The 10,639-nt window shown below is 62.7% G+C and carries 10 protein-coding genes, 2 pseudogenes and 1 riboswitch; of the genes and pseudogenes, 9 read left to right on the top strand and 3 right to left on the bottom strand.

Annotated elements, in window-relative coordinates; all coding sequences use genetic code 11:
* Positions 1 to 111: 111 nt before the first annotated feature.
* From ACFSQT_RS27075 to ACFSQT_RS27065, 3 genes and pseudogenes are all read left to right on the top strand, one after another.
* Positions 112 to 441 (top strand): annotated as a pseudogene (locus ACFSQT_RS27075) (DUF3320 domain-containing protein); the annotation flags it as partial.
* Positions 442 to 825: 384 nt separating this feature from the next.
* Positions 826 to 1,065 (top strand): annotated as a pseudogene (locus ACFSQT_RS27070) (metallophosphoesterase family protein); the annotation flags it as partial.
* A 421-nt stretch (positions 1,066 to 1,486) separates the two neighbouring features.
* Complete coding sequence (locus ACFSQT_RS27065) at positions 1,487 to 1,774, top strand: DUF1330 domain-containing protein (RefSeq protein ID WP_379018468.1); 288 nt, start codon at positions 1,487 to 1,489, stop codon at positions 1,772 to 1,774.
* A gap of 42 nt (positions 1,775 to 1,816) precedes the next feature.
* Here ACFSQT_RS27065 and metW read toward each other — a convergent pair whose 3' ends face one another.
* Both metW and metX read right to left on the bottom strand, forming a co-directional pair.
* On the bottom strand, positions 1,817 to 2,431 hold the full coding sequence (gene metW, locus ACFSQT_RS27060) for a methionine biosynthesis protein MetW (protein ID WP_379018470.1): 615 nt from the start codon (positions 2,429 to 2,431) through the stop codon (positions 1,817 to 1,819).
* Positions 2,432 to 2,489: 58 nt separating this feature from the next.
* Positions 2,490 to 3,659 carry a homoserine O-acetyltransferase MetX gene (gene metX, locus ACFSQT_RS27055; protein WP_379018472.1) on the bottom strand — a complete coding sequence of 390 codons (1,170 nt, stop codon included), beginning with the start codon at positions 3,657 to 3,659 and terminating at the stop codon, positions 2,490 to 2,492.
* A gap of 113 nt (positions 3,660 to 3,772) precedes the next feature.
* A riboswitch (SAM riboswitch) is annotated at positions 3,773 to 3,850 on the bottom strand.
* A 137-nt stretch (positions 3,851 to 3,987) separates the two neighbouring features.
* On the opposite strand from metX, the gene hisC reads away from it, so the two are divergent.
* Positions 3,988 to 5,097, top strand: coding sequence for a histidinol-phosphate transaminase (gene hisC / locus ACFSQT_RS27050; RefSeq protein WP_379018474.1), 1,110 nt, complete (start codon positions 3,988 to 3,990; stop codon positions 5,095 to 5,097).
* Between the two features lie 6 nt (positions 5,098 to 5,103).
* Positions 5,104 to 6,039 carry a prephenate/arogenate dehydrogenase family protein gene (locus ACFSQT_RS27045; protein ID WP_379023902.1) on the top strand — a complete coding sequence of 312 codons (936 nt, stop codon included), beginning with the start codon at positions 5,104 to 5,106 and terminating at the stop codon, positions 6,037 to 6,039.
* Positions 6,040 to 6,134: 95 nt separating this feature from the next.
* On the opposite strand, the gene ACFSQT_RS27040 is transcribed toward ACFSQT_RS27045, so the two are convergent.
* A complete protein-coding gene (locus ACFSQT_RS27040; protein ID WP_379023900.1) occupies positions 6,135 to 7,133 on the bottom strand; it encodes a DUF2125 domain-containing protein in 999 nt (332 codons plus the stop codon).
* Between the two features lie 133 nt (positions 7,134 to 7,266).
* Here ACFSQT_RS27040 and ACFSQT_RS27035 point away from each other — a divergent pair, with 133 nt between their 5' ends.
* From ACFSQT_RS27035 to ACFSQT_RS27020, 4 genes are all read left to right on the top strand, one after another.
* Positions 7,267 to 7,788 (top strand): gamma-glutamylcyclotransferase, encoded by a 522-nt coding sequence (locus ACFSQT_RS27035; protein ID WP_379023898.1) that lies wholly within the window; start codon positions 7,267 to 7,269, stop codon positions 7,786 to 7,788.
* Between the two features lie 143 nt (positions 7,789 to 7,931).
* Positions 7,932 to 8,875, top strand: a protein-coding gene (locus ACFSQT_RS27030; protein WP_379018015.1) for an IS630 family transposase whose coding sequence is annotated in 2 segments (ribosomal slippage) — positions 7,932 to 8,268 and positions 8,268 to 8,875 — 945 coding nt in all. Because the reading frame shifts where the segments join, the coding sequence is not laid out codon by codon here.
* A gap of 80 nt (positions 8,876 to 8,955) precedes the next feature.
* Positions 8,956 to 9,903, top strand: coding sequence for an aldo/keto reductase (locus ACFSQT_RS27025; protein WP_379023896.1), 948 nt, complete (start codon positions 8,956 to 8,958; stop codon positions 9,901 to 9,903).
* A 91-nt stretch (positions 9,904 to 9,994) separates the two neighbouring features.
* The gene (locus tag ACFSQT_RS27020; RefSeq protein WP_379023894.1) at positions 9,995 to 10,621 is read left to right on the top strand and encodes a LysE family translocator; all 627 of its coding nucleotides are present in this window, start codon (positions 9,995 to 9,997) and stop codon (positions 10,619 to 10,621) included.
* Positions 10,622 to 10,639: the final 18 nt, after the last annotated feature.

Below are 10,639 nucleotides of genomic sequence, written 5' to 3'. Positions count from 1 at the left end.
GATCTCGAAGGTTGCACCGAGAGGCTTCATGCCAGCCTGGCCGCGCTGCTCGAGGAAAGCCGTCGCAAGCAAGCTGAACAACAGGAAGGTGAAGCGGTGATCCAATGGGACATGGGACATAAGGTCGACCCCATAGACCCATTGCCAGCCGAAGAGTTTGCATCGATCGGCGAACCTGCAAGCTTGTCGATAAAATCAGAGCCAGAGCTTGTCGCCGCTCCCGTCGCGACGGTAGAGCACCCATCAGCATCTGGAGCAATTTTGCCTGCTGCCGCGAATTCGACGCATGATTCCATACCGACGGACGACCGTTATCGCCTCACAGACCTATCAGCATTCGCTACCAGCCCGGATCATTTTTACGACTTCGCCTACCGAGGCACTTTGCGGACCATGGTCGACGCAGTGATCGAACAGGAAGGCCCGCTGCGAGAAGACGTCCTTGCGCAGCGCATCGCACGGGCGCATGGCTGGCTCAGAACGGGCAACAAGATTCGGGAGCGGATCGACCTGCATCTGCGCGATTTTGATAGAACTGAAGAATCCAGCGGCAGCTTCCTATGGAAGAAGGGGACGGTGGTCGATCTGTTTGATTATCGCATGCCGTTTGACGCCTATGCCCGCCGGTCCATTGCCGACATTCCAATGGCCGAGCTAGCCGCTGTCGTCGTCGCGAACAAGACATTCTGGAACAGTCGGATCCCGCTCTCGACCTTGCACGTATGCTCGGCGTCGAGCGACTTGCGGCGATATCACGCTCCCGGCTGGATGAGGCCATCGATCGCGCCCGGCACTACCTGGCACAGACATAGTCTCGGAGACTCCATGTTTCGTTTCATCCACAGCTCCGATCTTCATATCGGCAAGCGGTTCGGCAACATGCCGGAGGATCTGCGCGGGCGGCTCCGTGAAGCGCGCCATAGCGCGATCAGCCGGCTGGCAGAACAGGCACGGGTCCATGGTGCATCCACCATATTGCTGGCCGGCGATACGTTCGACACCGAAACGCCTACACCAGCGATGTTGCGGCAGGCCCTTGCCGAGATGAGCCGGAGCGCGCCCTTGCCTTCCCGGTCATATAGCGTCAGCCATTCCCAGCGCAAAAAACACGCCTTCTGCAAGGTCTTTCGATCTTTCAGGACGGTCAAAATGGATCGGACTCCCCCTTCCATATCCCCCTGTATTGGCCATGACGCTACAGAAAACAGGCGTCCGTGTCACCAATCGGGATGCTGCTCAAAGCGGGTGAAATGACGAATTCCAGAAACTAGCGCTTCAACTGCAACACTATTGCCGCGCGCTATGCTTGCAAATCGCCTTTGCGACGACGCGTCTACAATCCGGATGCATGCCATTACGTCAGACGTAATCGCAACGTGGCCGGTGTTTGGGCAGATTGCCGTTGCGAGGCCGGCTGGTCGGCTTCGGTTCCGGAGGGAGTACAATCACGACCGCTTACGCCGTTGCCCATATGCGCCAAGTCCAGATGGGTCCGCAGATTGTCGAATATCTGCAGAAGATCGATGCCTCGCTGGAACCTTTCGGCGGCCGTTTTCTGGTCCATGGCGGCGATGTCGAGGTGATCGAAAACAAATGGCCGGGCCACCTGATCATCATCGAGTTTCCAGACAGACAGCAAGTGCGCGGATGGTACAACCCGGCCGGCTACCAGGCGATCCTGAGGTTGCGGACCGACAACTCGCAATCCGCTGTGATCTTCGTTGATGGCGTTGAGCATCCACATAGGGCCACAGATGTCCTTGGCCAGACGTGAAGTCGACAACGGCGCAGCGATTAAAGAGATACAGCAGCGAGATTATCGTCTCAGCAAGAATACTGCCTGCTGGCCGAAGAAATTCCAGAACCACCAGGGCATCGACAGGCCGATCTTCTGGCCATTGGCGTCGAGCGCCGTTGCCTTCTCAACGGTCGCACCGAGCTCGTCGCACAGGTTGACGAAGTCGCGGATGGTGCAGAAGTGGATGTTGGGCGTGTCGTACCAGGAATAGGGCAGGTCCTTGGTCACCGGCATGCGGCCGTTGAGGAACAGCGACATGCGCACCCGCCAATGGCCGAAATTGGGGAAGGACACGATAGCGCGGTTGCCGATCCTGAGAAGTTCGTCGAGCACCAGCTTCGGGTTGCGGGTAGCCTGCAAGGTCTGCGACAGGACGACGAAGTCAAAGCCCTTGTCGGGATAGAATTCGAGATCCTTGTCGGCATCGCCCTGGATGACCGAGAGGCCGCGTGCCACGCATTCATTGACGCCACGCTGCGACAGCTCAAGGCCGCGGCCGTCGACTTGTTTGGTGTCCTGCAGCAACTCGAGCAGCGAGCCGTCGCCCGAGCCGACGTCGAGCACGCGGGACTGGGGCGGGATGAGGTTGGCGACGACCTCGAGGTCGACGCGCTGGTCGCGGTTGACGCTCATGGCTTCGCCTCCTGCCTTGCGCATGATCCTGGACGGACAAGTCTGCAACTTTCCGGGCTCATGCGCTGAGCCCTCTCGCCCGTGCCGCGGAGCCGATAAAGCCATTGATGGCGGCAAACAGTTCCGGCTCGTCGAGCAGGAAGGCATCGTGGCCACGGTCGGTCTCGATCTCGACGAAGGATACGGATGCGCCGGCCGCGTTGAGCGCGTGCACGATCGAGCGGCTCTCTTCGGTCGGAAACAGCCAATCCGAGGTGAAGGACACCAGGCAGAAGCGGGTTTTGGTGCCGGCAAAGGCATCCGCCAGCCGCCCGCCATGATCGGCGGCGAGATCGAAATAGTCCATCGACCGCGTCATGTAGAGATAGGAGTTGGCGTCGAAGCGGTCGACGAAGGTCATGCCCTGGTGGCGCAGGTAGCTTTCGATCTGGAAGTCGGCGTCGAAGCCGAAGGTCAGCGCCTCGCGATCCTGCAGATTGCGGCCGAATTTCCGGTGCAGGGCGGCTTCCGACAGATAGGTGATGTGGGCCGCCATGCGCGCTACCGCCAACCCCTTTTCCGGGCGTTTGCCGTTTTCGAAATATTTGCCGCCGTGCCAGTCCGGATCGGCCATCACGGCTTGCCGGCCGACCTCATGGAAGGCGATGTTCTGCGAGGAATGGCGTGCGCCGGTGGCGATCGGCAGCGCCGAGAAGACGCGCTCCGGATAGCTCGACGCCCATTCCAGCACCTGCATGCCGCCCATCGAACCGCCGAGCACGCAGAACAGTTTTTCGATGCCGAAATGGTCGATCAGCATCTGCTGCGCGCGCACCATGTCGCGGATGGTGATGATCGGCAGGTCGAGCCCGTAGGGCTTGCCGGTGGCGGGATTGGTCGAGGCCGGGCCGGTGGAGCCCAGGCAGCCGCCGATCACGTTGGAGCAGATGACGAAGAAACGGTTGGTGTCGATGATCTTGCCGGGGCCGATCAGCACTTCCCACCAGCCCGGTTTGCCGGTCACCGGATTGGTGTTGGCGACGTGCTGGTCGCCGGTCAGCGCATGGCAGACGAGGATGGCGTTGGAGCGGGCGTCGTTCAACGTGCCATAGGTCTGATAAGCGATCTGGAATGGCGACAGCAGCGTGCCGGCATCAAGCTTGAGCGGCTTGTCGGGCCCAAAACGCAACACCGGGCTCGACGGCTTGTCAGCCTCGTTGTTGGTTCGTCCAGCGCGCAGAGCGGCCATTGCATCCATCTCACACTTTGAATCCGCGCACCGTGCCTGTCGAAAATCGATGCCGATGCGGTGTCCGGCCGGCGCGGACAACAAAAAACCGGCATTGCAGTCGCAAAGCCGGTTACAGGATGCAAACGGCCCTTTAGCAAGTTGTTTAACGTGGCTGCAAGCCGACCGGCCAAATCACCACGGAAGTTCGCACCTCTTCTAGGGCTGTGGCACGCTGGCGTCAACGGCCAGCCGCAGTCCAGAGGCTGCCACCTCTCGACATTGCGCGCCGTGGCTTGTATTTCCGCTGCGGCTTCCAGGCGGAAGCGTTCTCGACGGATTTTGCGACATGAGCCAGACACCGGACAAGGCACGTCCAACCCCGCGCGCGGGCATCATGGACATCGACGCCTATGTGCCGGGCAAGAGCACGGCGCCCGCCGGCGTCGCCAAGGTCTACAAGCTGTCGTCGAACGAGAATCCGCTCGGTCCGTCGCCGAAGGCGATCGAGGCCGCGCGGGAGATTGCCGGAAAGCTCGACGTCTATCCCGACGGCACCGCTAGGCGGCTGCGCGAAGCGATCGCCGAGGTGCATGGCCTCAACGCACAGAACATCATCTGCTCCAACGGCTCCGACGAAATTCTCGGCCTTTTGGCGCAGACCTATCTCGCGCCCGGCGACGAGGCGATTTTCACCGAACACGCCTTCATGGTCTACAAGATCTACATCCAGTCCGCCGGAGCCACCCCGGTCGCGGTCAAGGAGACCGACGAGCGTGCCGACGTCGATGCGATGCTGGCCGCCGTCACGCCGCGCACCAAGATCGTGTTCCTTGCCAATCCTAACAACCCGACCGGCACCTATGTACCGTTCCAGGAGGTGCGCCGCCTGCATGCCGGCCTGCCCAAAAATGTGCTTCTGGTGCTCGACGCGGCTTACGCCGAATATGTCCGCCGCAACGATTATGAAGCCGGCATCGAACTGGTTGGCGGTGCCGAGAACGTGGTGATGACCCGCACCTTCTCCAAGATCGGCCTGGGCGGGGCGCGGATCGGCTGGATGTACGCGCCGATGCATATCGTCGATGCCATCAACCGCGTGCGTGGTCCTTTCAACGTCAATGCCACGGCGATCGAGGCCGGCATCGCGGCGATCCGCGACCGCGATCACGTCCAACGCAGCGTGATGCATAACGAGACCTGGCTCACATGGCTGAGCGAGGAATTGAGCAAGCTTGGGCTGCGGGTGACGCCCAGCGTCGGCAATTTCATCCTGATCCATTTTCCCGACGACCAGAAACATTCGGCTGCTGCGGCGGACGATTATCTGACCGCGCGCGGCTATATCCTGCGGCGCGTTTCCGGCTACGGCTTTCCCAACGCGCTGCGCATGACCGTCGGCACCGAAGAGGCCAATCGCGGCGTTGTCGCCGCTCTCACGACATTCCTGAAAAGCTAGAACACCATGACATCACCGATGTTCGAAAAGATCGCGCTGGTCGGCATCGGCCTGATCGGCTCGTCGCTGGCCCGCGTCATCCGCCGCGAGGGCCTCGCCCGTCACGTCGCCATCTCGACCCGCAGTGCGGCGACGCTGGCACGGGCGGAAGAGCTTGGGCTCGGCTCCTCCTACACCACAGATGCGAAGGAAGCGGTCCGCGATGCCGATCTGGTCATCGTCTCGGTGCCGGTCGGCTCGTCCGGCGCGGTGGCCGAGGAAATCGCGCCGGCGCTGAAGCAGGGTGCGATCCTCACCGATGTCGGCTCGACCAAGGCATCTGTCATCGCGCAGATGCAGCCCTATGTGCCGGCCGGTGTCCATTTCATTCCCGGCCACCCACTGGCGGGTACGGAAAAATCGGGTCCCGATGCCGGTTTTGCCGATCTGTTCGACAATCGCTGGTGCATATTCACCCCGCTGCCGGAGACGGACCCCGAGGCGCTGGAGAGGCTTTCGGAATTCTGGCGCCGCTGCGGCGCCAACATCGACACAATGGACCCGCAGCATCACGACATGACGCTGGCCATCGTCTCGCACCTGCCGCACATCATCGCCTACAATATCGTCGGCACCGCCGACGACCTGCAGTCGGTGACCAAGTCCGAAGTGATCAAATATTCGGCCTCGGGTTTTCGCGATTTCACGCGTCTCGCCGCCTCGGATCCGACCATGTGGCGTGACGTCTGCCTGCACAACAAGGACGCCATCCTCGAAATGCTGGCGCGGTTCTCGGAAGATCTGGCGTCGCTGCAGCGGGCGATCCGCTGGGGCGACGGCGAAAAGCTCTTCGACCTGTTCACCCGCACCCGCGCGGTGCGCCGCTCGATCATCGAAGCCGGCCAGGACATCGACGTACCCGATTTCGGCCGTCAGGCGGTCGAGCATCCGGCGAAGAGCTAGCTGCCGCGATCCAGGCTAGGCTGGCTCGCCCTCATCGGCAGCGTCTCGGCGCGGTCCGTCGTCCCAAACCACTGCGCACTTTTGGGCGACATGCACTATTCAACCGGCTTGATCTTGCCCAGCGGGATGAAGCCGAGCGAGGCCTTGCCCTTGACCACCTTCAGCGGCATCGACGGTTCGTTGCCGAGCAGCGCCAAGCCGGCAAAGCCCTGTTCGATCTTGCTCTTTTGCTCGGGGATGGCGGCGCCGAGGATGGCCGCCACGGCTTTCGGGTCCTTCAGCCTGATCATCAGGTCGGCGTCGATCAGGCCTTCGGCATCGACCGACAGCGGCCCGGAAACGGTGATGCGCGCCGTCCCCGACGACAGGTCGAGGTTGTGGATCTCGATCGCCTGGCCGCGCAGGCTCTTCACCTGCGTGCCGATCAGTGCGACGCCGTTCTTCAGCGTCACGTCGCCGCTGGCATCGAGCGCCGGCAGCATGCGCCCGCCGATCGCGTCGGCATCGATCTCGAGATCGCTGAAGTTGCCGAGATAGTCGATATCCCCATCGTTCGGCTGCAATTGGCCATCCGCCTTGCCGGCGCTGAACAGTTCGACCGGATCGGTGTCGTCAGCCGGATCGGTCTGGCCGGACAGGCCCTCTGCCCGCAGTGAAATACGTCGTGGCAGCGGCCATGACAGGTTGACGTCGGCCTGCAGTTTGTCCCAGTCGATCCACAGCGGCACCATGCCCGGAACGGAGGTCCTGAGCGGACCGCGCAGATCGGCAACCGGCGACAGGGGCTGGGTGACCTGGGCGACGGCATTGAAGCTGCCGGCCGAGGCGGCGATGTTCTTGGCGTCGTCCTGGTAGGCGAGGTTGTCGCAGGAGACAGCAAAGCTCAGGGGATAGCCGCTGACCTGGAGATTGGCGCAGCCGGCCTCGACGCCATTCTTGTTGAGCGTGGCAACCGCCTTGTCCGCTTCGCTCTTGACCCGGTCAGCCAGATAGAACCAGCCGCCGCTATAGACGGCGAACAGCACGACGACGAACGCCACAAGCCACAACAGGCCGCGTCGGCGTTTCGGTTGGCGTTCGTCACTTGACGTCATGCTTTGGCTCTCGTTAACGCGTGGGAGTTGTAGGCGGACTGGCGATTCCGACAACAATAGGTAGACAGAGGCGGACGGAAAAACACCGATTCCGGTGCGGTGTTGCCACTCTTTTGCGATCAGGCACGGCGATATGGGCGATTTTTGGGTGTTTGGCTACGGTTCGCTGATCTGGCGGCCGGGTTTCGCGCATGTCGAAACGCAACGTGCCCACCTGCACGGCTACCGGCGCTCGCTGTGCGTCTATTCCTTCGTGCATCGCGGCACGCGTGAACGACCGGGGCTGGTGCTCGGCCTCGATCGTGGCGGCTCCTGCGTCGGTCTGGCGTTCCGCGTCCCCGGCGAATTGCGCGACGAGGTCATTGCCTATCTGCGTGAGCGTGAGCTGGTCACCAACGTCTATCTCGAACGCACGCTCAAGGTACGCCTCGACGGCGGCGGCACGGTCGAAGCGGTGGCCTACATCGTCGACCGCCAGCATGAGCAATATGCCGGCGCGCTCGCCGCCGCGGATGCGGCGGCCGTGGTGCGCGGCGCGGTCGGCCAGTCCGGCAACAATGAGGACTATGTGGTCAGCACGCTGCAGCACCTCGAGGCGCTGGGGATAAGCGATCATTGGCTGGAGGATGTCGCCAGGCGGATCGCGCCTTTGTGAAGCGCTGGCTCTGCGGAAAAGGGCGGCGAGGCCTTTGACCTCGACAGGGCGAGACCTAGAGCACGTCCCGCGATCAATGAATCGATTGTGATGTGACGTCGGGCTTCGCGGGTGATTCAACATCCACTTTGATGAGGTGGATGATGGGAAGAGCACTGAGCGACGATCTTCGATCGCGGGTCTTGAAGGCTTCGGACGCGGGCATGTCTGCCCGGCAGGCGGCGGCGCGGTTCGGCGTCGGCATATCGAGTGCAATCCGGTGGATCGCACGGGCGAAGATCGGCGAGCGGACGCCGCGGCCGCAAGGCCGTCGACGCGCGTCCAGCCTCGATGCGCATAAAGCCTTCATCGTGGGGTTGATCGATGAGCGCAAGGACATCACGCTGAACGAGATGGTAGAGCGGCTGGCGGTCGAGCGATCGGCTCGGATCAGTCGCAGCGCCTTAAGCGCCTGGCTTGGCCGGCACGGCTGGACGTTCAAAAAAAGTCCGCACATGCACTGGAGCAGGATCGTCCCGACATCCTGAAGCGCCGTCGTGCGTGGTTCGACGGCCAACTCGACCTCGATCCGGCAAAGCTGGTGTTCATCGATGAAACTGGACTATCGACCAAGATGGCCCGGCTGCGGGGCCGTGCGCCATGCGGTGAGCGTTGCCGGGCGGGCGTGCCGCACGGCCATTGGAAAACCACCACCTTCACCGGCGCACTGCGGCTGACGGGCATGACCGCCCCGTTCGTCTATGACGGCGCCATGAACGGCAACGTATTCCTGGCCTATGTCGAGCAGGTGCTGGTCCCGACCCTGTCGGAGGGCGACATCGTCGTGATGGACAACCTTCCCGCCCACAAGGCCGCCGGCGTTCGCGATGCAATCGAGACGACCGGCGCGAGGCTCATGTTCCTGCCGCCCTACAGCCCCGACTTCAATCCGATCGAAAACGCCTTCTCAAAACTCAAGGCTCTTATGCGGGCCAAAGCCGAGAGGACAATCACAGCCCTGTGGACCGCCGTCGGATCGCTCGTCGACCTCTTCACCCCAGCCGAATGCCAGAACTACTTCAAGGCCGCAGGTTATGACCCAGATTAAACCGGACGTGCTCTAGGTTAGGCTTCGCAGCTCAGCCAGCGGGTGGTATTCGCCCGTCCCAATGATCCCGGAGATACGCCTTGCAGAAACGCCGTCTCGGTCGTACCGACCTTTCCATCGCGCCGCTGGTTCTGGGCGGCAATGTCTTCGGCTGGACCGCCGACGAAAAAACTTCGTTCGATCTGCTCGACCGCTTCGTCGGGGCCGGCCTCAACGCTGTCGATACAGCGGACGTTTATTCGCGCTGGGTGCCCGGCCACAAGGGCGGCGAATCGGAAACCATCATCGGCAAATGGATGAAGGACCGTGGCAATCGCGATCATGTCGTGGTGGTCACCAAGGTCGGTTCGGATATGGGGCAAGGCCACAAGGACCTGTCGGCCGCGCATATCGAAAAGGCTGTCGACGCGTCGTTGCGGCGGCTGCAAACCGATGTCATCGACCTCTATCTGTCGCACTGGCCGGATCCGACCACGCCCTATGAGGAAACCCTTGGCGCTTACGAGAAGCTGCTCGCCAAGGGCAAGATCCGCTATGCCGGCTGCTCGAACCTCGACGCCGGCCAGTTGCGCGCGGCCCTCGATGTGGCGAGCCTGCGCAGCCTGCCGCGCTACGAGGTGCTGCAGCCGGAATACAATCTCTACGATCGCTCGTCCTTCGACGGGCCGTTGCGCGATCTGTGCGTGGCCGAGGATATCGGCGTCATCACCTATTTCAGCCTGGCCAAGGGCTTCCTTAGCGGCAAGTACCGCAGTGAGGCCGATCTTGGTCAAAGCCCGCGTGGCGGCGGGGTGAAAGACTACCTCAATGCGCGCGGCATGCGCATCCTTGCGGCACTCGACGCGGTGTCGGCCAGGCATTCGGCCAAGCAGGCGGAAGTGGCGCTTGCCTGGGCGATCGCGCGGCCAGGCGTCACCGCACCGATCGCCAGCGCCACCAAGCCGAGCCAGATGGACAGCCTGATCAAGGCGGTGTCGCTGAAACTGACCGCCGACGACATGGCCGAGCTCGACAAAGCGAGCGGCTGAAACCTCCGGCGGCCGCTCTACGCACGAACGTCCAAGACCGCCCCCTTGCCTCGCCCTACCGTTTTTCGCACGGGACAAGGCAGAGGATGAGATGACTGAGCCGCTTCTTTCGCAGCCGGACCTGTGGCGCCAGATGCTCGCGCTGGTGCTTGCCGCCACCGTCGTCATGGGCAGCCCCGGGCCGGCAACGATAAGCGTCACCGCCGTCGGAGCTGCCTTCGGCCTGCGTGGTTCATTGCGGTACGCCTGGGGGATCGTTCTGGGCACGATCGCCGTGCTGCTGGTGGTGGCCACCGGGATCACGGCGGCGCTCACTTCGATGCCGAAGCTGGCGCCGTTGCTGGCCGCCGCCTCCGCCGCCTACATCCTCTATCTCGCGTTCAAGATCGCCACGGCACCGCCATTGGCGGCACGCGCAGCCGAGGCTTCGCGCCCAACATGGCTGGCCGGGTTTCTGCTGGCTGTCGCCAACCCAAAGGCCTATGTGGCGATCGCCGCGGTGTTCGCCGGCGTTTCATCGAACCAAGGCGCCGGCGACATCGGCATATGGCTCAAGCTGACCGTTCTCGCGCTGATGATCGTCGCCATCCATGCTCTGTGGCTGGTCGCGGGGGCGGCGTTCGCGCGCTTCCTGCGCCTGCCTGCGGCCTCGCGGATCATCAATCTGGTCTTTGCCGCGACACTGGTGTTGACCACGGCAGTGGCCGTGTTCGGCTGAATGTCGACTCGGGAGCCT

The sequence above is a fragment of the Mesorhizobium calcicola genome, assembly GCF_042682105.1.
GTDB lineage: Bacteria > Pseudomonadota > Alphaproteobacteria > Rhizobiales > Rhizobiaceae > Mesorhizobium > Mesorhizobium calcicola.
Note: the sequence above shows the minus strand (reverse complement) of the source record. Positions and strands in the feature narration are given on the sequence as shown.

What these genes read in the sequence shown, in the direction of transcription:
- ACFSQT_RS27065 (WP_379018468.1), top strand. Translation starts at nt 1,487, where the DNA reads ATGGGTCCGCAGATTGTCGAATATCTGCAGAAGATCGATGCCTCGCTG.
- metW (WP_379018470.1), bottom strand. Translation starts at nt 2,431, where the DNA reads ATGAGCGTCAACCGCGACCAGCGCGTCGACCTCGAGGTCGTCGCCAAC.
- metX (WP_379018472.1), bottom strand. Translation starts at nt 3,659, where the DNA reads ATGGCCGCTCTGCGCGCTGGACGAACCAACAACGAGGCTGACAAGCCG.
- hisC (WP_379018474.1), top strand. Translation starts at nt 3,988, where the DNA reads ATGAGCCAGACACCGGACAAGGCACGTCCAACCCCGCGCGCGGGCATC.
- ACFSQT_RS27045 (WP_379023902.1), top strand. Translation starts at nt 5,104, where the DNA reads ATGACATCACCGATGTTCGAAAAGATCGCGCTGGTCGGCATCGGCCTG.
- ACFSQT_RS27040 (WP_379023900.1), bottom strand. Translation starts at nt 7,133, where the DNA reads ATGACGTCAAGTGACGAACGCCAACCGAAACGCCGACGCGGCCTGTTG.
- ACFSQT_RS27035 (WP_379023898.1), top strand. Translation starts at nt 7,267, where the DNA reads ATGGGCGATTTTTGGGTGTTTGGCTACGGTTCGCTGATCTGGCGGCCG.
- ACFSQT_RS27020 (WP_379023894.1), top strand. Translation starts at nt 9,995, where the DNA reads ATGACTGAGCCGCTTCTTTCGCAGCCGGACCTGTGGCGCCAGATGCTC.